15 protein-coding genes and 2 pseudogenes are annotated in these 23,704 nt (G+C 36.5%); 11 read left to right on the plus strand and 6 right to left on the minus strand.

All coding sequences use genetic code 11. The annotated features are described in order from the left end of the window. Positions 1 to 463: LysR family transcriptional regulator (locus tag EUBHAL_RS16360; RefSeq protein ID WP_005347914.1), on the plus strand; the 463-nt coding region annotated here is incomplete at its 5' end. A 185-nt stretch (positions 464 to 648) separates the two neighbouring features. Here the strand turns inward: EUBHAL_RS16360 and EUBHAL_RS08235 are convergent. From EUBHAL_RS08235 to EUBHAL_RS08245, 3 genes are all read right to left on the minus strand, one after another. Next, positions 649 to 1,590, minus strand: a complete 942-nt coding sequence (locus EUBHAL_RS08235) for a coiled-coil domain-containing protein (protein ID WP_005347915.1) — start codon at positions 1,588 to 1,590, stop codon at positions 649 to 651. Between the two features lie 223 nt (positions 1,591 to 1,813). After that, positions 1,814 to 2,395, minus strand: a complete 582-nt coding sequence (locus EUBHAL_RS08240; RefSeq protein ID WP_005347916.1) for a recombinase family protein — start codon at positions 2,393 to 2,395, stop codon at positions 1,814 to 1,816. A gap of 699 nt (positions 2,396 to 3,094) precedes the next feature. Then, entirely contained in the window at positions 3,095 to 4,330 is a 1,236-nt protein-coding gene (locus EUBHAL_RS08245; protein ID WP_022169833.1) for a dicarboxylate/amino acid:cation symporter, read from the minus strand. Between the two features lie 506 nt (positions 4,331 to 4,836). On the opposite strand from EUBHAL_RS08245, the gene EUBHAL_RS08250 reads away from it, so the two are divergent. The 5 genes from EUBHAL_RS08250 to EUBHAL_RS08270 all read left to right on the plus strand — a co-directional run bounded on the left by EUBHAL_RS08250 (position 4,837) and on the right by EUBHAL_RS08270 (position 11,083). Continuing rightward, complete coding sequence (locus EUBHAL_RS08250) at positions 4,837 to 6,204, plus strand: MATE family efflux transporter (RefSeq protein WP_005347935.1); 1,368 nt, start codon at positions 4,837 to 4,839, stop codon at positions 6,202 to 6,204. Between the two features lie 13 nt (positions 6,205 to 6,217). Beyond that, positions 6,218 to 6,805, plus strand: coding sequence for a cytidylate kinase-like family protein (locus EUBHAL_RS08255; protein ID WP_005347938.1), 588 nt, complete (start codon positions 6,218 to 6,220; stop codon positions 6,803 to 6,805). Positions 6,806 to 7,118: 313 nt separating this feature from the next. Continuing rightward, positions 7,119 to 7,409 carry a hypothetical protein gene (locus EUBHAL_RS08260; RefSeq protein ID WP_005347940.1) on the plus strand — a complete coding sequence of 97 codons (291 nt, stop codon included), beginning with the start codon at positions 7,119 to 7,121 and terminating at the stop codon, positions 7,407 to 7,409. 30 nt (positions 7,410 to 7,439) lie between these two features. Then, entirely contained in the window at positions 7,440 to 9,512 is a 2,073-nt protein-coding gene (locus EUBHAL_RS08265) for a sensor histidine kinase (protein WP_005347942.1), read from the plus strand. A 629-nt stretch (positions 9,513 to 10,141) separates the two neighbouring features. Next, the gene (locus EUBHAL_RS08270) at positions 10,142 to 11,083 is read left to right on the plus strand and encodes a sugar-binding transcriptional regulator (protein WP_022169478.1); all 942 of its coding nucleotides are present in this window, start codon (positions 10,142 to 10,144) and stop codon (positions 11,081 to 11,083) included. Positions 11,084 to 11,261: 178 nt separating this feature from the next. Here EUBHAL_RS08270 and EUBHAL_RS16830 read toward each other — a convergent pair. Further along, positions 11,262 to 12,930, minus strand: a pseudogene (locus EUBHAL_RS16830) (aminotransferase class I/II-fold pyridoxal phosphate-dependent enzyme). A gap of 588 nt (positions 12,931 to 13,518) precedes the next feature. On the opposite strand from EUBHAL_RS16830, the gene EUBHAL_RS08280 reads away from it, so the two are divergent. The 5 genes and pseudogenes from EUBHAL_RS08280 to EUBHAL_RS08300 all read left to right on the plus strand — a co-directional run bounded on the left by EUBHAL_RS08280 (position 13,519) and on the right by EUBHAL_RS08300 (position 18,805). Further along, positions 13,519 to 14,085 (plus strand): YdcF family protein, encoded by a 567-nt coding sequence (locus tag EUBHAL_RS08280; RefSeq protein WP_167534397.1) that lies wholly within the window; start codon positions 13,519 to 13,521, stop codon positions 14,083 to 14,085. A 115-nt stretch (positions 14,086 to 14,200) separates the two neighbouring features. After that, the gene (locus EUBHAL_RS08285; protein ID WP_005347947.1) at positions 14,201 to 14,923 is read left to right on the plus strand and encodes a metallophosphoesterase; all 723 of its coding nucleotides are present in this window, start codon (positions 14,201 to 14,203) and stop codon (positions 14,921 to 14,923) included. 36 nt (positions 14,924 to 14,959) lie between these two features. Beyond that, positions 14,960 to 15,538, plus strand: a pseudogene (locus tag EUBHAL_RS08290) (Fic family protein); the annotation flags it as partial. Between the two features lie 161 nt (positions 15,539 to 15,699). Further along, positions 15,700 to 16,086: a metal-sensing transcriptional repressor gene (locus EUBHAL_RS08295; RefSeq protein ID WP_005347951.1), complete on the plus strand. Its 387-nt coding sequence runs from the start codon at positions 15,700 to 15,702 to the stop codon at positions 16,084 to 16,086. Positions 16,087 to 16,267: 181 nt separating this feature from the next. After that, positions 16,268 to 18,805: a heavy metal translocating P-type ATPase gene (locus EUBHAL_RS08300; RefSeq protein ID WP_005347954.1), complete on the plus strand. Its 2,538-nt coding sequence runs from the start codon at positions 16,268 to 16,270 to the stop codon at positions 18,803 to 18,805. A gap of 592 nt (positions 18,806 to 19,397) precedes the next feature. Here EUBHAL_RS08300 and EUBHAL_RS08305 read toward each other — a convergent pair. After that, entirely contained in the window at positions 19,398 to 22,109 is a 2,712-nt protein-coding gene (locus EUBHAL_RS08305; protein WP_005347956.1) for a leucine-rich repeat protein, read from the minus strand. A gap of 119 nt (positions 22,110 to 22,228) precedes the next feature. Then, on the minus strand, positions 22,229 to 23,704 hold a 1,476-nt coding region (locus EUBHAL_RS08310; RefSeq protein WP_005347958.1), incomplete at its 5' end, for a glycoside hydrolase family 10-like protein.

A 23,704-nucleotide genomic window follows, 5' to 3' on the forward strand; every position in this document is an offset into this window, starting at 1 on the left:
ACAATTAGAATATTTTCGGGCAATCGTAGATGCAGGAACAATCAGTGGAGCAGCACGAAATCTCCATATGACACAGCCTCCGCTTAGTTATCAAATTAAAATGTTAGAAGAAGAACTTGGTGTAAAGCTTTTTGTACGAGGTGCAAAAAATACTACTCTTACAGAAGCGGGAAAAGCGTTATACATAAGAGCTGGAAGTCTGCTCACAATGGCAGATATTACAAAAAGAGAAGTAATCAAGGCAAATGAAGTAGCAACAATTCATATTGGACTGGCACCATCTACTGTATCTATGATGGCAAAGCAATTTAAGGCATCCATGCGTCCTTTAGCAGATAAATGTTTTGTTTATAAAATTGATAGTGATGAGTTGATTACAGAAGTTTTACTTGCATGGAACAAAGAAAAAGTGACGGATGAGATTAAAGAATTTTTGGAGTTTCTATTTAACCAGTTTGATTAGCTGTTATTAGGACAAAAAATTTTATCCTCAAACTTTTAAGATAGGCCACTGAAAAAGTCCTTTTGGTGTGCAAATCAACACAAAATAAAATATGACTATTAGAGCGTGTTATATATTGTACGCAAAATCAGTTTTTCAGTGGACACCTAAGGTGGAGGTGAATTGCGTCTGTTACCCACTTGACATTATTTTTGTAACTTAGTCAGCTGAAGCCGTAAGTTATATTTTTCTTCTTTTGCTTCGTCAAGTGCATTCCTAAGTTCTTCTATCTTGGAGAGCATTTCCCGTTCTTTTTCGATGACAGCTCGTTCTTTAATAAGTTCAGATTCTTTTGATTGCTCGGCAAGTTGAATATGCAACACATTTAGTTCTTTTTCCTGTTCAGAGAGAAGTTTAGTCTTTTCGGAGAGTTGTGCCTGTATTGTTTCATGCTCTTTGTATTTCTCTGTATTTAGCTTTTCGATAGTGACAGAATTTTTGTGTGCTTCTTTCTTTAATTGTTCGATTTCTTTGATATGTAGAAGTTCATTTTTCTCGTAATCTTTTATTTTGAATTGTAAATCAGAGACTTTTTGCTTTAAAGAAGCATTTTCTTTTTCTAAGGTATCGTAATTTCCAGCTTTTTGTTCAGCATCACGGAGCTTTTCCGTGAGCATAATATTTGTCTTCTCTTTTTCTTTTACAAGATTTACGGCAGAAGCAGCCTGTTCTTCTGCTGCCTTTCTCGCAGTCTCTGCAGTTTCCTGTAATTCCTTTAAATCAGTATACTTTCGCAAAGCATCTTCCTTTTCGGAAGCGAGTTTACCAAGCTGTATCTTATAGTTTTTTTCTAATTCTTCTTTGCTTTCACGAAGTTCTGCCATACGGCGTTCATATTCAGCTCGGATTTCTTCTTTGCCGGAGAGGGCAGCAGTAAACAAATTGCGGATATTTGTGATTGAAGCATCTAATGCCTCGGTATCAACGCCGCTTCTTTTTAATTGGTCTTCCTGCAGATGAGTGGACACAAGATCAAAAAGACGGTTTAGTGTAACACCTTTTTTTTCACCTGGTTCCTGTAATTCTTCTATTAGTTTATTGCCGCGAGCGATGACATTTTCGTCGGCTGCGATTGCAAAATTCGCCATAATAAGTTCCTCCAATTTCTTAAAGACACATTATGATAAAATTTTTAGCATCAAAATGTATATTATAATTCTTATAATTGTATTTGTGTAATTTGACAACAGTGTTTTCTTTCTATTTTGCATAAAAAATATCTTTAAATGCGTTTCTTCCTATTATAATAGTGCATGGTATAATGGTACACGGTAATATTTTTATAATAGAAAGAAAAAAGCTTTATTGAAACTAAGAATCCTCTTCCAAAAGCCGTTCTCTTTTTCTTCTGGCAAGCGTAGCAGTACTGATTCCAGTCATTCGCTCCACTTGCTTATAACTATATCCCTCGTCTAAAAGCGATAGCGCATGATCAATCTTTATTTTGCTGATTCTTGGCCTTCCTTCTTTAAAATCGTCTTTTTGCTTTGCGATTGCTTTCCCCTCCTGCGTTCTTTCAACGATCATATCACGTTCAAACTCAGCAAAGGCAAGCATAATCGTTCGAATCAGCCTGCCGGTAGGTGTATTATCCATAATACCCATATTTAAAATATGCACCGTAACGCCCTTATCAAGCATCATATCTATAAGGGCGATTCCCTGTGTCGCACTCCTTGCAATTCGGTCCAGCTTTGTTACTACAACTTTGTCACCGTTCTGTATCACTTTTAGCAACTTGTCTAACTGTGGTCTGTGCTTTTTTGTCCCTGTAAATGCATCTGCGTATATTTCTTCTGCACCTGCTTCTCTTACTGCCGCTTCCTGTGCCTCTATACTGTTTCCATCCTTCGCCTGTCCCTTCGTTGATACTCGGCAGTATCCGTAAACCATTTAAAATCCTCCACTTTTGATAATAAGTTTTGATAAGGCTCACAGCCCCATTTTCCGTTGTTTCTGAGACTTTATCAATACTGTTAAGTTTTGATAAGGGTATATTGCCCCTAAAATACTCTAAAATGCCTCAAAAACCTTTTTTACAGCATACAACATCTAAAAAGAAAGTGCAAGACGCATTTTTATAATTAATATTAATTAATATATTGTAATTAATCCCAGATATGGGGTGAGTATTTAAAAATAAACATCAAAAAGTAAAAATATGGTAGAAAAATCCGCTTTTTATTCCTAAAAGCAACGTTGAAATCAAAAAATATGTCAGAAAACATTCCATATACCTCTTTGCTATACGAATAGCCTATAAGTAGATAAAAATAAGGGATTTTATGCGAATATTTACGCGCATCTCGTAGCAAGAATGCAGGGGTATTCTTGAATACGGTGTTCACAATACATGCATCAAAAGCTTATTTTAAAGCGATAAATGGCAGATAATAACATAAAAGTACTAGAGCGTGTTTCAAACACGCTCTAACACAAAAAAATAAAAAGAAAGCCATATAACAAGATATGCATTAGAGCAAACTCTTAATATGACCAGACATTAAGAGTACAGGGATACTAAGCATCTGTTATATAGCTTTCTTTTTATTTTCGTCTGTTAAGGATGTTTAAATTATTTTTTGTTCGCTATTACATTGATTTTGCCATCTTTCTCGCTTCGCGTTTCTTCTCAAGATTTGAAACAATAACGCAGCAAGAAGCATCGCCAGTGATATTTACCGTAGTACGTCCCATATCAAAGATACGGTCTACACCAGCTACTAAAGCAATTCCGTCAACAGGAAGTCCAACGGAAGTAAGTACCATTGCAAGCATAACCATTCCCGCTCCAGGAACGCCGGCAGTACCGATTGAAGCTAAAGTAGCAGTAAAGATGATTGTAAGCATCTGCGGCAGTGTAAGGTGGATTCCGTAGCAGGAAGCAATAAAAATCGCACATACACCCTGATAAATGGCAGTTCCGTCCATGTTGATTGTTGCACCAAGTGGAAGGATAAAAGAGGCGATTTCTCTGGAAGTTCCAAGTTTCTCTGTACATTCCATGTTAATAGGAAGTGTTCCGACGGATGAAGCACTGGAAAATGCAAACATGATTGCCGGAAGCATTTCTTTAAAGAAAGTAAGAGGGCTGATTCCACCGATTGTTTTTACTGCGAAAGAATAAACGACAACTGCATGAACGATATAACATACATAGGCTGCTAAAAGTACCATCGCAAGGGAACCAATGATGGTTGCACCGTTTGCTGCAACAACTGGACAAAGCAGGCAGAACACACCAATAGGAGATAACTTTAAGATCATTTCCATACATTTCATAAATACATCGTTTAAATCGTTACATGCTGTAATGATACGGGTATTTTTTTCTTCTCCAACAAGAATAATCGCAAAACCGATTAATAATGCCATAACGATAACCTGTAGCATATTTGCCTCAGCCATCGGGGAGATGAAGTTGGATGGGAAAATATTTACGATAGTATCCATCAAAGATGTTTTCTCACCAACCTGGTAGGATAAGTCTGTGGTTGCAATTACAGGGAACATTTTCTTAAATAAATTACCACCGATCAGTCCGATTGTAATGGCAAAAGCAGTAGTACACATATAGTAAACAACTGTTTTTAAACCAATGGCGCCAACTTTTTTTATATCACGCATGGAAATGATTCCGCACATGATGGAAAATAATACGATAGGAACAACAATGAACTTAAGCAGGTTCAAAAAAATTGTTCCAAACGGTTTGATATACGTTTCGGCAAACTGGGCATGCTTTTGCAGGAGTAATCCGGCAGCGATAGCCAGAACAAGAGCAATAAATATCTGCATCGCCAGCGACATTTTTTTCTTTTCTTTCATAAATACCATACTCTCTTTCTTTTTCTTTAGACATAAATAATGGCATTGTTTTATACAATGCCTTAATCTGCAAGATTCATTTTAGCACACTTCATAATTGAAATCAATTAATATTCGAAATTCATGATAAAATAAAGTCATACAAAATATTCCTTTTCTACTGCTGTTGGTTTCCAGTGCTCTGCATGATAATCGCATTTGGAACAGAGATGTTCAGCACCCAAAAGTGCATAGCCTGCAAACGTGATAGTATTTTTTAGGGAATGAGATTCGAGAGTAAGGCATTTGAAAAATAAGAAGAAAAATTTTTGTTTGACTTTTTAAAAAACAGGAAATATAATTATAACAAACGAGTAGCAAGTAAGCGTAAATCCAGTTTACCAGCTGCTCGTTTTTTTGTTAAAAACTAATATTGCATAAAAAAGTGTGTAGCCTGTCAGCGTAAGTCCAGCTTATATGACAAGGCACACACTTTTTTTGTGCAAAAAGAGAGGAGCTAAAACAAAATGGCAGAAAGTAACAAGATGAAAGATATGTCAGTGAATAAGCTGATGATCCAGATGGGAATTCCAATGATCCTATCTATGGCATTGCAGGCGGTCTATAACATTGTAGACAGTGCATTTGTAGGAAATATGAGAGTAGGCAGTGAAGCGGCATTAAATGCACTGACACTCGTATTCCCGGTGCAGATGCTTATGGTTGCGGTGGGAATCGGAACAGGTGTAGGAACCAATGCACTTCTTGCAAGGACACTTGGACAGGGAAACAGCAAAAAAGCTGCAAAGGTAGCAGGAAACAGTTTGTTTCTTGGTGTGATTATTTATGTGGTTTGTTTCTTATTTGGTATCTTTGGAGTAAAAGCATATATTTCATCGCAGACAGTAGATACAGAAGTGCTTGAGATGGGAGTCAGCTATTTGAGGATATGCTGCGTGATTTCTTTTGGTATTATCTTCTTTTCACTATTTGAAAAGTTATTACAGGCAACAGGCCGTTCTCTTTATTCTACAATCGGACAGGTAGTTGGTGCAGTTGTAAATATTATTCTTGATCCTATTATGATCTATGGTATAGGACCTTTTCCTGAAATGGGTGTAAAAGGTGCAGCTTATGCAACGGTAATTGGTCAGGTAGCATCCGCAGTGTTACTGTTAATTTTTCATATGAAATTGAATAAGGAATTTGAACATGATGCGAAATATATGAAGCCGGATATTGGCATTATAAAAGAAATTTATGCAATCGGACTTCCGGCAATTATTGCTCAGGCTCTGATGTCTATTATGGTTTATGTAATGAATCTGATTTTGAAGTTCAATCCGTCAGCGCAGACAGCCTATGGGTTGTTTTATAAAGTTCAGCAGTTTGTTCTCTTCCTTGCGTTTGGTCTGCGAGATGCGATCACCCCGATCATTGCATTTGCTTATGGAATGAGAAGTAAAAAAAGAATTCAGGATGGAATCAAATATGGGCTTCTCTATACGATTGTATTAATGATTTTGGGAATTGCAATTACAGAGATTTTCCCTGGAGCTTTTGCAACGCTGTTTAATGCAGGACAGTCAAGAGAATATTTTATCAGTGCGATGAGAGTGATTTCTATTAGTTTTCTGTTTGCGGGAATTAATGTTGCTTATCAGGGAATTTATCAGGCGCTGGATGGTGGTATGGAATCATTGGTTATTTCACTTCTAAGACAGCTTATTATCATTCTGCCACTGGCAGGAGTTTTTTCTTTATTTGTCAGAAATGGTCAGATGGGAGTCTCCCTGATTTGGTGGGCGTTTCCGATTACTGAAGTCATTGCATGTCTGGCAGGATATGTATTTTTAAAGAAAATCAGAAAAAATAAGGTCGATGTTTTAAATTAAGGAGGAACTGGAAATGGCAAAAAGAATTATTACAATCAGCAGAGAATTTGGAAGCGGTGGACGCTTTATCGGGGAGGAAGTCGCAAAAAAACTTGGAATTACTTACTATGATAAAAATATCATTAGTGAGATTGCAGAAAAGTCTGGTTTATCACCAGAATATATTCAGGAAAGCGCAGAGCTATCTCCCAAAAAAGGATTATTTGCCTATGCACTTGCCGGACGTGATATTACAGGAAAATCCGTTGAGGATATGGTATATGAGGCACAGAGAAAGGTTATATTGGAACTGGCAGAGAAAGAGTCCTGTGTAATTATTGGAAGAAATGCAGATTTTATCCTAAAAGACCGGAACGATGTATTGAATGTATTTATTTATGGGGATATGCCGGAAAAAATACAGCGTATCATGGGCTTATATAATGTAGAAGAGAAGGAAGCTGTCAAAATGATAGCGGATATAGATAAAAGACGTATGACAAATTATAACTTTTATACGGATCAAAAATGGGGAAAAGCCAGCAATTACACGTTGTGCCTGAACAGTTCACAGCTTGGATATGACAGATGTGAAGCGATAATTATGGAGTGTGCGAAGTAAAGCACTGTTTTTTTCTTATCATTATAATATAGAACAGAGAGAAGATGGTTGTCGTTAGCCATCTTTTTTCTTTTTACGGAAAAATTTTACGGACAAATTTGCAATAGACTTATTTCAAGAAAAAATGTATAATAAAAGAAAAAGATTCGTCAGCAAATCAGCCGAAAGTCTGGGACACAAAGCTATAGGATCTGCAAAATAGCAGCCAGTTACAACGTTTAAGATGCATTGCCTGAAAAGACAGTGCTTTTTTTATTTTGAGAATATTGGTTAGGGACAGGCAGCTAATAATTATAAACCGGGGAAAAGTTATATGGAAGAATACAGAGATGATATAAAAAGTAAATTGCATTACATGGATGAAATCCTTCATAAGATTTCTTTTATGAGTCAGGCAGAGAATGAAAAGCAGCTGGATGACATGACACCATCTATACTAAAGAGTGTTGGAAAATATACAGCAGCAGACAGAGCGTATATTTTTGAATGGAATTCAGAAAAGAAGGAAGTTTTAAAAATACATTTGAATGGTGTGCATCAGGAATTGAACCACAGATACAGAATCTGCAGGAAGTTCTGTGCTGGTAATCAGATGTGTCAGTAATCGGGTAAAGAATAACAGAGGTATAGCAGAATGAAAAAGGACAGCGGACCGTATAAAAAGATAAAAATATATTGTTATATTGTTGGATTGACTGCTTTTCTGACAGCATTTTTTGTTGGTATTTTTCTACTCCATAATCTGGAAAAGAATGAAAAGACAACTGGAAAATATATGGCGCAGGTTACGGAGAAAAGAGTCAGGGCAAGACTGGATCAGTATATCATGCTCTCTAATCTTCTGGGAAATTATATCAGTGCCGGAGAAAATCTGGATGAGAATACGTTTTCTGAACTGGCAGAAAAGATTCCAAATGAAGATGGTGTGATAAAGGCATTTGAGCTGGCACCTGAGGGTATTGTTACAGACATTTATCCGAAACAGGAAAATGAGGGAGCCTTTGGACTGGATATGCTACAGGAGCATGAGCGAAAAAAGGATGCAGTTGTGGCAAGGGATAGCGGAAAATATACGATTGGGGGACCATACCAGTTAAAGCAGGGAGGAACAGGAGCACTGCTTTTTAATCCAGTTTATCAGGATAGTAATTCAGACAAAGGGGAGTTCTGGGGATTTGTGATTCTGGTGATTGACTGGAATCGTTTCATTGATGAAATAAATCTTGATTATTTAAGTGATGCAGATTTCTGCTACAGAATCTGGAGCTATGACAGAGACGGCAACGATAGGATTATTCTGGCAGAAAGTCAGGATGATATGCCGGACAACATTCTGACAGTAGAATGCACAGTTCCCAATAACACATGGTATTTTGACATTATCCCTTCAGAGGGATGGATTCCACGTTCTTACTGGATTATGTGTATTGTCGTTTCTTATGTATACTCATTATTGGTTGCTACAGTATTTTATTTGATATTCAGCAAAAAACACAGGGAAAGACAATATGAAGCGGAGCTGAAAAAATCTGCTGAACAGGCAAAAAACGCCAGCGAGGCAAAAACAAGATTTTTATTCAATATGAGCCATGATATCCGAACTCCGATGAATGCAATTGTGGGTTTTTCCGGTTTGTTAGAGAAGAATCTGCAGAATGAAAAAAAGGCAAAAGAATATCTGGGAAAGATACAGTCTTCCAGTAATCTTCTGCTGATGATTATCAATCAGATTTTGGAAATGGCCCGGATTGAAAGCGGTACAGCGGTATTACAATTAAAAGCTGAGGATATGGATGCATTATTTCACAGGGTAAATACAGTGTTTGAAGAGGATATCAGAAAGAAGAATCTGCAGTATTATGCCGATTTAGATATAAGACATCATTATGTTGTCTGTGATCAGACAAAGTTACAGGAGATTATGCTGAATATTATCAGCAATGCTATAAAGTATACCCCGGAGGGACATTCAATCTATGTAGAAATACATGAGGCCGCATCAGAGAATCCTTCAAAGATACATTATATTTTTTCATGTGAAGATACGGGCATTGGTATGAGTGAAGAATATCTTCCGCATGTCTATGAAGAATTTTCCAGAGAACATACCACTACAGAAAATAAGGTGCAGGGAACAGGGCTGGGACTTTCTATTATCAAATCCATGATAGAACTGATGGATGGAAGTATTCAGGTAGAAAGCAGACAGGGCATTGGAACAAAATTTACGGTAGATCTTTCTTTTGACATAGCATCGAAAGAAGAGGTATATGGAAATCAGAATGCCATGAAGCCACCCGCAATTCACACGATAAAAGGAACAAGAATTCTCCTTGTAGAGGATAATGAGCTGAATGCGGAAATAGCGAAGACAGTTCTCGAAGATGTCGGAGCGTTGATTACCCGAGTGGAAGATGGACAGCAGGCAGTGAAATTATTTAAAGAGAAACCGGCAGGAACATTTGATGCAATTTTAATGGATCTGATGATGCCTGTTATGGATGGATATACAGCTACGAAGAAAATCAGGTCGTTAGAACGTTCAGATGCAAAAACAATACCGATTATAGCTATGACAGCGAATGCATTTCAGGAAGATGCTGAAAAGTGCATTGCCGTAGGGATGAATGCTCATCTGGCAAAACCTTTAAATATAGAAAAAATGATGACAACAATCTGTCATTTAGTAAAAAAGAAAAATGAATGAAATATACATTTTTGCTTATTATTTTATGCTTAATCTGGCAGCTATACATGGCATCATCCTTGGCGTTGGGGTTTTAAATACGCTCTATTTTTGTAGAGAGACAAATTTTTTATATTTTTTCTGATAAATTATCTATTAAAAAAATAAAGGTGGAAATTAACAAATGTTGATTTCCACCTTTCGCAACTTACAATAAAATCCTTTCACCCGAAGTTTCTTTTTGGAACTGTAGTAGAGTAGGGAAATAGAAATAGAAACAGAAGTGAAAGAACCTTCGGGAGAAAGAAATTCAGGATAACTCTTCCTGAAAATGTTGAATAATCAAATCTGCACAGGAGATGCCATGCAAAAATCTGATTAGGAACATACAATTATAAATACATATTCTTATGTGAAAACATAGGAATCACATAACATATGCCGGAGTATTAACATCTTTAAATACCCACTTGTTGCAGTATAACAGGATTTTAATATTAAGTCAATAAAAAATGCAAATATTTTTATGTTTATATTTTCACATATATTTTTTTGCAAATATTTTCACTTTTTATTCTGTACAGATTGACACAGTGTCGTTGATACTTTATAATAAATTGATAAATACGGCATGGCTGTGGGGGAAAAGTATGAAAAATGATAAAATAATTAAAATAATTCGAGTAGCTAAAAAGTATTATGAATCGCATATGGATCAGAAGGTTATCGCACAGGAAGAGGGAATGTCTGTATCAACTGTCAGTAGAATGTTAAAGAAAGCAGAAGAGATGGGATATATCAAAATTACTGTGGAATATCCTGTGTTATCTAACGAGGAACTATCTGCTTCTTTAAAGAAAAAGTATAATTTAGAGAAAGTATTTCTCGTTCCAAAGCTTTCAGATGCGCCTGTTGCAGTACAGGAAGATGTCTGTAGAGCAGCAGCAAAAGATTTATCTTCCTATTTAAATGACGGAAGTATTATCGGAACTGCCTGGGGGCGTACCATGAAAAGCTTTGCAAATTATGTTTCTGATTTGGGCGTGCATAACGTGAAAGTGGTGCAGATTAATGGAAAAACGAATGAGACATCTGTTCCTGTCGGTGCAGATGATTTGTCACAGGCAATTGCCAGAGCAGGACACGGGGAAGCTTATGTCATTCCAGCACCAGTCGCAGTAGATTCTGCCGAGATTGCAGAGATGCTAAAAAAAGAAAGAAATATCTCTGCCGCACTCACATTAGCACGAGAATGCCAGATTGCTCTCTTTGGAGTAGGTAATCTGAGTCGGAATACCATTCTATATCGTTCCGGTTCTTTAAAAGAAGAAGACTTTATTGAACTAGAAGAAAAAGGAGCGGTAGGAGATGTCTGCACCTGCTTCTTTGATGCACGGGGAGAAGCGGTAAGCAGTTCTTTTGCAAAAAGACGTATTAGCATTACATTAGAAGAACTGAAAAAAATTCCATGTAAAATTGGAGTTGCTTCTGGACTTGAGAAAAAAGAAGCACTTCATGCTGCATTACTGGGCGAATACATAAATATACTCTATGCCGATGAAGAATTAGGAAAAGAGTTAATTGCTATTTAATTCATTAGATACACTACAGACGAAGCCACTGCTCCCAATAAGGCATATTTGTGGTCTCGGAGCAAGGTTTAGATGCGAGCGCATAAAGCGAGCATTTAAACCGCTGCGACTAAAGTCACAAATATAGGGTATCGGTTCTCTTCCCGGGCGTCTGTCTCTTAATGAATTAAATAGTAAATTACTGATGATAGTGATTTAAGAAGTCTGCCATACTATCTGTTGCCTTTTTTAATACCTCAATTCGCGGTAAATATACCACACGGAAGTGGTCGGGCTGCTGCCAGTTAAATCCACCACCGTGAATGAGAAGGACTTTCTTTTCACGAAGGAGATCTAATACGAATTGTTCATCGTTCACGATGTTGAACTTTTTCGTATCAATTTTGGGGAAAATGTAAAAGGCTGCCTTTGGTTTTACGGCACTGATTCCTGGGATGTCTGTCAGCGCTTTGTAAATAAATTCACGTTGTTCATAAATTCTTCCACCTGGCATAATATAATCTTCTACGCTCTGGTGACCGCCAAGTGCCGTCTGTACGATGGACTGGCCTGGAACATTGGAGCAGAGACGCATATTAGAGAGCATGTTTAATCCCTCAATATAGTCTTTTGCCATAGCCTTATTTCCACTTAAAATCATCCAGCCGACACGGAAACCGGCAATCATATGTGATTTGGATAATCCGCTGAATGTTACACAGAATAAATCCGGTGCGAGAGAAGCGATGGAAATATGTTTTTCACCATCCATAACAAGACGGTCATAGATTTCATCAGAAAAAATGATTAACTGATGTTCTCTTGCTACCTGTACAATCTGCTCTAATACCTCCTTTGGGTATAGCGCACCTGTTGGGTTGTTTGGATTGATGATAACAATGGCCTTTGTGCGGTCATTGATTTTTTTTGCGGATATCATCAATGTCTGGATACCATTCGGATTCTTCATCACAAATATAGTGAACAGGTTTTCCGCCAGCTAATGTAGCACAAGCAGTCCATAATGGGTAATCTGGAGAAGGAATCAGGATTTCGTCTCCATTATCAAGAAGTGCGGACATACAAAGATTAATCAGTTCACTAACTCCATTTCCGGTGTAGATATCGTTAATATTTACATTTGGGATATGTTTTAGCTGTGCGTACTGCATGATTGCTTTTCTGGCTGAAAAGAGTCCCATTGCATTGGAATATCCTTCACAATCTGTTAACTGTTGACGCATATCATAGATGACTTCATCTGGTGTACGGAAACCAAATGGAGCAGGATTACCAATATTTAATTTTAAAACATGAGTTCCGGCTTCTTCCATACGGGTGGCTTCATCAACAACCGGTCCTCTCACATCATATAAAACATTGTCTAATTTGGATGATTTCTTAAATTCACGCATTTTTTTCCCCTCTTTATTGCTAATATTCCTGCTAATAGTTGCTGCAGAAGTTGTTTGTATATTCTTATTGATATCACTTATAATTTCTGCTTCGAAAATTGAACTTTTCTGTCTTTTAGCAGACATTGTAAGTGCTTCTGAATTTTCTTTGTTACTATTTCCTAATATGGTTTTGTTTGTATCTAATATATTTCTATTAGTGGCAGAGATTTCTGTATCAGATTCCACATTAGATACTCCAATTAACCATTCTTCCTCTACCTGTAATGTTTTCGCCAGAAACAGTAAAATATCCGTTCGTGGAACTGTTTTACCGCTTACATACTGGCTTACATGACTTTTTCCAAGTTTAATTCCCTGTACTTGTGCCGCTCGTACAAGGTCAATCTGCTTTAGGTTCTGCTTCTTCATGGCAGCTTTTAATCGTTCTGAGAAGACTTCTTTTTGAATCATGTAGCTGCTCCTTTCTATTTTTTGTAATTGAATCACAAGTTCAATTTACTTTATTTTTTTCGTAAAAGTTAGGTAGAGTATAGCATAAAGAAAAATAAAGTTCAATACAAAATAAATATTCTTGAACTTTTTTGTATTGAACTTTTATACAACTACACATAAATATTTTGATATGATGAGACCTGTTTGTAGGCAGCCAGAAATTATTCATTTAACAATTAAAAGGGAACGAAAGTATAGTTCTTTTATCGTGTAAAATAAAAGGGGGAAAAAGAAGAGAATCGTAAAATATGGCTAGGAAAAGCTTGATATGATATACTTTTAAAGTATTAGAATAAATTCAATTACGAATACGCAATTGAAAATTTACAAAATAAGAAAGGCAGGTCTTAGAAATTGAAAATGATACATAGTTTAATAATTCTAGCAGGTACAGTTTTTTTCATATGGTTCAGCATTCCATTATTCACTCACCGAATTTTAAATATTGGGAATCTTACAGGGTTAGTGGTCAGTGGTATTTTACTGATAGGGGGCATTTTTTATAAGAATTTTCAGCAAGGAATATTTTATTTGCAAAAATATTTTTTGGGAAAATGTGTGATTGGTATTATGGCAATTGCTATTGGCATTGTAGTTATAACTGCTGTTATCGAAACCGTTCTTATCGTAAAGGCATCAGCAAAAAAGCCGCAGGAGAATGCAACACTTATTGTACTTGGATGTAAAGTATACGGCGAACATGCCAGCCGCTCTTTGCGTGAAAGGTTAGATGCCGCCCTCATTTATTTAGAGGAAAATCCCAATTCACAATGTATTGTATCTGGTGGAATGGGCGAGGGAGAAAAAATCAGTGAAGCGGAGTGTATGTACCGATACCTAACAAAGAAGGGAATTAATTCTTCAAGAATCATAAAAGAAGATAAATCAACTTCTACGAGGGAAAATCTGCGATTTTCTAAAAAAATAATGGAAGAAAAAGGATTGGGGAACAATATAGCGATTGCAACGAGTGAATATCATCAGTATCGTGCTTCACAGATAGCAAAATCACTTGGTTTTTCTGTTGGAGCAGTATCAGGACATACTGCCTGGTGGTTATTTCCAACATTTTATATGAGGGAGTTATATGGGATTTTATATCAGGCATTGTAGGTAAAAAGAGATTGTTATTTGTATAATAAAAAAATAGTCGAAAATATTAAAGAAGTTGTTTATTTATCGTAAGGAATGATTTTTCAAACACGCTCTAAAAAGGGGGAAAACATGTATGAAGGTTCTTATAATACCAGATGTTCATTTGAAACCATTTATGTTTAAACAGGCAGCAGAATTAATGGAGAGGGGAATTGCGAAAAGAGCTGTTTGTCTGATGGATATTCCTGATGACTGGAACAAGCAGTTTGACATCTCACTTTATGAGCAAACTTATGATGCAGCTATCAGTTTTGCAAAAAAATATCCCGATACCGCCTGGTGCTACGGAAATCATGATTTAAGTTATGTCTGGCATAAGTTGGAAACGGGATATAGCCCTATGGCCGCTTATACTGTACAAAAGAAATTGATTGATTTAAAGGAAGTATTGCCAGAGGGTAATCTAATAAAGTATGTGCATCGAATTGATAATGTTTTGTTTTCTCATGCAGGGATGTCGAAAGACTTTGTTAATCTGCATGTTCCTAAATCAAAATATGATGATGTAGATGATGTTTTAGATTATGTTAATCATCTTGGAGAAATGAAGATGTGGTATGATGGATCCCCAATCTGGCTCAGACCACAGTATACAGATGTGAAGATGTATAAATCACAACAATTCCTGCAGGTAGTCGGGCATACTCCGATGGAAACTATTACAAAAAAGAAAAATGTGATATCATGCGATGTATTTTCCACATATCGGGATGGCAAACCAATAGGAACAGAAGAATTCCTTTTATTAGATACTATTACATGGGATTATAGTATGGTTAATTATGGAAATTATTAAATCATTTTATCAAGAGAATACTACGTGTATTTATAAATATATGAAACCAATACAATCAGCTTTGAACAAGAACCAGCAAATATTGATGATATAATGGAAACTATTAATCATTTTCAATGTTTTGATTATATGATTGATTCTGCAAATGATATATTAGACGAGGATTTTATTAAAAATACTCATAAAATATTAAAGACAAATACATCTGATAGTAGAATTTCATGGTTTAACGTGGGCGAATATAAATCAAGGAAAAATATGGTGGGAGATTTGATTACCACACCACCTGAAAAAGTAAAAAGTACAATAGAAAAATTGCTTAACGAATACAATAAAAAACAGACGGTATCATTTGACGATATTTTAGATTTTCATGTAAAGTTCGAAAGAATACATCCGTTTCAAGATGGAAACGGTCGCGTTGGAAGAATTATTATGTTCAAAGAATGTCTGAAATATAACATTGTTCCTTTCATTATTGAGGATAATTTAAAAATGTATTATTACCGTGGTTTAAAAGAATGGGATAATGAAAAGGGGTATCTGAGAGATACTTGCCTGACAGCACAGGATAGATATAAACAGTATCTGGATTATTTTGAAATAAAATATTGAAAATTTTTGAATTTAAAGGATTTATCACTACAAAGGATAGGTCCTTTTTTATTCTAACTTGTAATAATAATTTTTTTTAAATAACACTTGCAAAATACCCTCACAGGGTATATAATCCCATTTATCTGATAAAGAATAAAATTTACAGAAGGGAGAATGCTATGGGAGAGTGTTGTAATAATAAAGAAGATATTTCTTTATCTTGTCATTGTGGAGCGAATGATAGTTTTAAAAGCAATTCTTCTCAACCGAAGTGTCAAAATTGCAGTGTAAAGAAGAAAGTTCGTTCAGAAAAAGAATTTAAGGCCTTGCTCAATCGTTTAAGCCGTATCGAAGGACAGGTTCGTGGTGTTCGGTCGATGTTGGAGAATGATGCGTACTGTATTGATATTCTTACACAGGTATCTGCAATTAATGCAGCATTGAATAGCTTTAATAAAGTATTGATTGCAAATCATATCCGTACCTGTGTAAAAGAAAATATTCAGGCGGGAAATGATGAGGTTGTGGAAGAATTAGTATCCACATTGCAGAAGCTTATGAAGTAACAATTTTCAGTAATTTAATCATTCAGAAGAAAGTATCGTTTTTAGGTATATCGGATGTGAGATGATTCCCACCTCGCATGACGCGCATCTCGCAGCAAGAATACCGGGGCATTCTTGAATTCATGATATAAAGATACATTTTAAAAACATAATAATAAATTTGACAGGAGGATAAAAACAGATGGAGCAGTATAACGTAACCGGAATGACTTGTGCCGCATGTCAGGCGCGTGTAGAGAAAGTGGTCTCTAAAGTTCCTGGTGTTACAAGTGTTTCGGTGAATCTTTTAACGAATTCTATGGGAGTAGAGGGAACAGCTCTTTCAACAGATATTGTTGCTGCAGTAGAAAAGGCCGGTTACCATGCTTCTGTAAAAGGAGCCGAGAAAGAGAGTAGTCAGGGAGCGGAAGCTCTGGCAGATACAGAAACACCAAAGCTATTAAAGAGATTAATTATTTCTCTTATCTTTTTAATGCCACTTATGTACCTTTCCATGGGACATATGATGTGGAACTGGCCATTGCCGGGATTTTTAAATAATAATCATGTAGGCATGGGGCTTGCACAGCTTTTATTTACCGTAATTATTATGGTAATCAATCAGCGTTTCTTTATCAGTGGATTTACAAGCCTTATTCACAGGGCACCAAATATGGATACCCTGGTTGCGATGGGGGCAACGGCAGCATTTAGCTATAGTACGTATGCCTTGTTCGCAATGACGGCAGCACAGACTGCAGGTAATAATAAGCTTGTTATGAGCTATATGCATGAATTCTATTTTGAATCTGCTGCCATGATTCTTACACTGATTACTCTTGGTAAAACATTAGAGGCATATTCAAAAGGAAAGACAACAGATGCATTAAAAAGTCTTATGAATCTTGCTCCGAAGATGGCTACCGTTGTTCGTAATGGTCAGGAACAGATCATTTCCGCAGAACAAGTGAAAAAGGGCGATATTTTTCTTGTAAAACCGGGCGAGAGTATACCGGTAGATGGTATTGTTCTTGAAGGAAACAGTGCAATTGATGAGGCAGCTCTTACTGGAGAGAGTATTCCAGTAGATAAGGCAGAAGGAGACAATGTTTCTGCAGCAACAATTAACCAATCTGGATTTTTAAAATGTGAGGCTACAAGAGTAGGAGAGGATACAACCCTTTCCCAGATTATTAAGATGGTAAGTGATGCAGCAGCAACAAAAGCGCCTATCGCCAAGATTGCTGATAAAGTGTCTGGTATTTTTGTACCGGCAGTTATTACGATTGCGGTTATCACGATTATTGGCTGGCTTCTTGCCGGACAGACAGTTGGATTTGCCCTTGCAAGAGGTATTTCTGTTCTTGTGATCAGTTGTCCCTGTGCGTTAGGTCTTGCGACACCAGTAGCGATTATGGTTGGTAATGGCGTTGGTGCAAAGAATGGTATTTTATTTAAGACGGCGGTATCTTTAGAAGAAGCAGGCAAAGTCGATATTGTTGCCTTAGATAAGACCGGAACGATTACAACTGGCCAACCGAAAGTAACGGATATTCTTTCGGTTGACGGAATCAGTGAACAGGAGCTTTTAGAAACAGCATTTTCACTGGAAAAGAAGAGTGAGCATCCGTTAGCAAAGGCAATTGTAGAATATGGCGATGAGAAAAAATTCACCGTTCCTGTTGTAGAAGATTTTCAGGCTGTTCCTGGTAATGGACTTACTGGAACATTAAATAATAAAACACTTATAGGTGGTAACTTACTTTTTATAGAAAAGAGTTTATCTATCTCTGAAAAAATAAAACATAGTGCAGAGCAATTAGCGTCTGCCGGAAAAACACCACTTTTCTTTGCAAAAGATAATCATCTGCTTGGAATTATCGCCGTAGCTGACGTAATTAAGGAAGATAGCCCACAGGCAATTAAAGAGTTAAAGGCGATGGGGATTCATGTTGTAATGCTCACCGGAGATAATGAGCGTACCGCAAGGGCAATCGGAGAACAGGCAGGTGTAGATAATGTAATCGCAGGCGTTCTTCCAGATGGAAAGGAAAGCGTTATTCGTGCATTAGGCGAAAAAGGAAAAGTTGCTATGGTTGGTGATGGAATTAATGATGCTCCCGCTTTAACTCGCGCTGATGTAGGAATCGCAATCGGAGCAGGTACCGATGTAGCGATGGATGCCGCCGATGTTGTATTGATGAAGAGTAAACTCGCGGATGTTCCGGCTGCAATCCGCTTAAGCCGAGGCGTATTACGAAATATCCACGAAAACTTATTCTGGGCATTTTTCTATAACACAATTGGAATTCCTCTGGCAGCTGGTCTGTTAATCCCAGTATTAGGATGGAAATTAAATCCAATGTTTGGAGCGGCAGCAATGAGTTTATCCAGTTTCTGTGTTGTTACAAACGCATTACGTTTAAACCTGTTAAATATTCGAAGTACAAAAAAAGATAAAAAGAAGAAAAAAGCGATAGATGTTAGTTTAATTAACATAAATAATAATGAAAAGAAAGAGGTAAATGAAATGACAAAGACAATGAATATCAAAGGAATGATGTGCGGACACTGTGAAGCAGCAGTAAAGAAAGCATTAGAAGCACTTCCAGAGGTAGCTTCAGCAGAAGTAAGCCATGAGAAGGGGACGGCTGTAGTTACTTTAGAAAAAGAGATTGCAGATGATGTCTTAAAGAAAACAGTTGAAGATAAAGATTACGAAGTTGTTGAGATTAAGTAATAATTTGTCAGGCTAAGCAGCTATAAAAAAGCATTCTTAAATTCCTTAGAGAAATAGGATGCTTTTTTATTTTCAAGAATAGATTGGAAAAGTATTGAATAAAATAAAAATATTTCTATTAGAAAATTAGAAAACAATTTAAATATAGGATTATTTTTGCGTAATATAACGTAAAGTGACGTTATATTATTTTACAAGGATATATAGCTGGAAGAGAAAAAGATATTATGTCCCTGAATTCGATGGTTTTATAAGGAGATTGAGTGAGTATAAACATCTGTGGCCTCGGAGCAAGTGCTGGATGCGAGCATAAGGGCGAACATCCAACACGTAGCGACTAAAGTCACAGATATAAAGAGGTTTATTTCTTATGGCGTCAGTTTTGCCATAGCTGAATCAAATCAGAAGAGTTCTCTAACTATTCGCGAAATCCAACTTTAACGAATAGTTGTAAAAAAAGAGTATCTGTAACCGCTTTATATATCTACTATTTACGTTCTAGGTTTTCAACTTTATAATTTAGGAGGCTCGACTTAAATTCAATGAAAAAAGGCCAGCATTTTCTGACCTTTTTTCATTGGTAATCTTCTTACTATTTTACTTTCAGCCCTTTAAAAATCTTCTTATAAATCTTTTTTACCTTCTTAGGCACCCGAATAACAAGCTTTTTGTGAGCATTTTTAAAAGCTTTTTTATTTGCAGCTTTTTTTGTTAAGCGCACAGATTTTATGGTGACAGTTTTTAGATTCTTACAATTAAAGAATGCATTGCTATTGATTTTTATAATATTTGTTCCTATCGTTACTTTTGTAAGATTTTTATTATTGTTAAAGGCCTTCGCTCCAATGGAAGTTACTTTGTAGGTTATTCCCTGTACATAAATTTGGGCTGGAACGGTTACATTTTTGGTAGTTTTACTTGTTTTAACAAGAATTACCTCTGCTCCTGGCTTTGATATTTTATACTCGTTTCCAGAAATAGTATATGATGTACCTGCCTTTGGATAAGCTAATTTTTCTATGGAAATTATCCTTTTTGCTGTACACTTCCTACAGCGGTATGTAAGTTCTCCTGCTGCCTGATAAGTAGCTCTTTTTGTTACTGTGCCATCATTCCACTGATGTTCTAACTTTGGAAGAATCTTTCCTTCTTCTAAAAGGGTCTTACAAATACGGCAATAGGTATCTCCCGTATATCCTTCCGCTTTGCAGGTTGCAGTTTTTTTATTTCTAATTCCTTTGGAATGACCCTTTGCAACAATTTCTTCTTTTTTCTTATCATTACAGGTCTGACAAGCAGAAATCGAATATCCATTTTCTGTGCATGTAGCATCCTTCTGTTCCATTATTTTGTAATTATGTGCAGTCTTTTTAATGCTAACTGTTTCTGTCTCATCACAGTTTTCGCATCTGTAGGTTACGCTTCCTTCTTCCTTACAGGTAGCTTCTTTTGTAACTGTACCTCTATCCCAGTCATGGTCATATTTCTTAGTTACTTTTCCAGAAGAAATCAGTATTCCGCAATCTTTACAATAGATATCTCCGGTATAACCTTCTTTTTGACAGGTTGTTTTTTCTCCATTTCTAGTTTCTTTGTTCTTATGATTGGTTGCTTTTAAGGTTTCCGTTTTTTTATAAGGACAGTTTATATAAGTGCAACAATATTCTTTTTCTCCAGTGGCTGTACAAGTTGGTTCTACTGTTGTTGTTCCTGAATCTAAATCATGAGTATGATTCTTTCCACAACCTTCTCGGCTACATGTTGCGGTTCCATCCCCATTGTCTTTCCAATCATGTCCTAATGCTGGATTTTTGGTATCTTGCTGAGTGATCGTTTTTGAACAGCGGCTACATTTACCGTAAAGAATGCCATCACTTTCACAAGTTGGTTTATCTCTTTTTGTTAGGATATACCTATGCCCAAGTTTTTTTACAGCTTCTGTTTTTGTAGCTGTACAAATTCCATTTTCTTCATAGGTACAATGATATGTTCTTTCTCCTTGCGCTGTACAGGTTGGCTCTGTAGTTATTGTTCCAGAATCCCATGCATGAGTATGTGTTGCCTTACATCCGTTACGAGTACATATAGCAGTTTCGTCTCCATTATCTTTCCAGTTATGACCTAAAGCAGCAATACTTCTTTGCTCTGTTGTTGCTGTACAGTTTTCATTTTGACAATGGCGGCTTTCTGTACCTGTTTTTTCACAGGTTGCAGCTATATCTGTAGTCCAGGCTGACGCATAATTATGTCCAGTTGCAGGAACGCTTTCTTTTTTTGTAGTTTGCCTACAGATGCTACAGGTAAAAGTTTTTTCTCCAGGTTCTGTACATGTTGACTTTTTAGTAACTTTTCCAGTGTCCCAATGATTCTTACAATCATGGACAGATACTGTCGAACCTGATGCAGTCATACCATAAAGGGTTGCACTCAGATTTGTTGTACCCTCCTTTAAACCAGAAAGCTGATTATTGTTATAGGATGCTACTGAGGAATCGTCTATTGAGACAACAGGGGTATCCAGAACAGGTGCTAAGCCTCTTCCCTGTGACGAGAAATTAACAACATCTATTCTGGTCTCTGTAATTATTGGTGTTATGTTCTCTCCTATTCGTAAGGAATAGGCATCCTGGTCAAATGTTACATCGACCGTTTTGATTTTCTTTTTATCTACAGAAACTGAAACCGTTTCTGTACTGTCGTTTGCCGGAATTTCCGTTGTATTTATCTCCGGTCTATTTGCAAATACTTCTACCCAGTAATGTACTCCATTATAATAAACGTGGCCAATTCCGACACAATTATAATCGGAAGAAAGCATGTTTCTACGATGTCCCTGTCCAGCATAAGGCTCATCATCTTCTCTCCAACCCAAATTTGCTTCGGCAGCCGTTGTATGACCGACAGAGATATTTTCACCGGCTGCAAGCCATTTAATGTTTTCTTCATTATAAATGTCCCAAACTTTACCCCCCATTGGACGTTCATGCTCATAAGATAATGCGATTTCCGCAGCACGTTTCATAGCTACTCGTTCAAGATCGTAGTCATACTTAAGTTCTTCTAAGTTCGGACAAGGGATTTTTTCATTGTCATATGCATCCCAACACCACGTATCGTAAGGGTTTGTTCGCATCTCATTAATCATATCAAAAATGGTTCGAGCTTCTGTTTGTCCGTATTTTACGGAAATATTTACCGGAATAATATCAGCAGCTTTTTCAGCAGCTTTGGTTTTTTGTGGAAGGATAATAAGTCCTCCAATAAAAAGTAAGAGTAACAACAGTCGTAATTTTGTTTTCTTCATGTTTTCCCCTCCAAATGTAATTTTTCAAGAATATTTTCTCTTTTTCAATATATCATAGATATACCAATAGTGGAATGAAATTTGTTGAAGGATGTCGTTTTTTGTTTTTCAAACAGATCCTATGAATTGTTTTTAAAGGATTTTACAATCTGATTTAAAAGTTTTTTTCTTTTTGTGGAAAATTGCTCTGCATCAAAATGATATTTTTTATTTTGGCAATCAAGATACTGATAGCTAAACAGGCAGTATCCTTCTATTTTTTTCTGCTTTTTTAGATAGGAAAGTTCTTTTTTCAGCAGGGAGGTTTTTTGAAGTTCTTTTTCATCCGATTGTCCTGGTTCAGTACTACCCATCCGATAAAGCTGGAGTCCAATATAAAGTTTTACTGGTGAGTTCTCCATAAGAATGCACCACGCATCAGTCACTTTATCAAATGGAGCCACTTCGTTTGTAAATCCCCAGTATATCTGTGGCATTAAATAATCGACATATCCATTTTGGGACACCCATGTATCAATATCTACATAATATTCTAAATCACTCCGTAGATTATCTAAATTTCCGGCAGGGCTGATTCCAAAAGTAACATCTGAGTTGATTTCTTTTACAGCTTTATAAATTCCGGATACAAGTCGATTTACGTTATCACGTCTCCAATCTGCTAAAGAGATTTCATTTGAGGATTTATCTGCAGAAGTGAGCGATGTTGAATCCGTGGATGACAAATTTGTTTTCAGCTGTTGTTTATACTCTGGAGCATCAAATGCTGTTGTTACATTTTTCTCAGTAAAGGAAGGATAAAAATAATCATCCATATGAATGCCATCTACATTATAATTTTGTACGATTTCTTTTACGCCCTGTATAATAAGATTTCTTACACTCTCTGAAGAAGGATTATAATAAAGACTGCCTTCATAAGATAAAATATTTCTTTTTGTGTTTTGAACGGAGAACCATTTTCTGGCGGGATTTGTTTTAGAAAGACTGCGAATAGAATTACCGGAGGAGATACGATACGGGTTAATCCAGGCTTCAATAGAAATGCCCTCTTTATGACTCATTTCTGTCATGATTTTCAGAGGATCATATCCAGGATTTTTCCCTTGTGTTCCGGAAATGCAGGCTGCCCACGGAAAATAATCTGATGCATAAAGAGCATCTCCAAAAGGGCGGACCTGTACGATAATCCTGTTACAGCCAATAGTCTTTATCTGTTGTAAAATATGTTTATAAAACTTTCGGAAGCTGCTTTCATTATTATTTTTTACAGACTTCCGATAGCTGTTAAATTCTAAATAACTGAGCCAGACAGCACGATAATTCATAGTATCTGCCGACTGCGTGGATGAATTATTTCCTTTTTTGCTGTTTCCTTTATTAGAAGTAACAGAAGATTTATTACTGGAAGCCTTTTCCTGCGTACTGAAAAGGAAATTTATAAATTCCGAACTGCTGCGTCCACTTATTTTTTTCTCTATTAAAGCATATGAGAATAATATGGCAATAGTAAGTACCATAATGATGATAAAATTTTCAATGAGCTTTTTCATAAATAAAATCCTTTCGTTTGCCATAGGCGGAAACCCACTACC

The organism is Anaerobutyricum hallii DSM 3353, assembly GCF_000173975.1.
Classification (GTDB): Bacteria; Bacillota; Clostridia; order Lachnospirales; family Lachnospiraceae; genus Anaerobutyricum; species Anaerobutyricum hallii.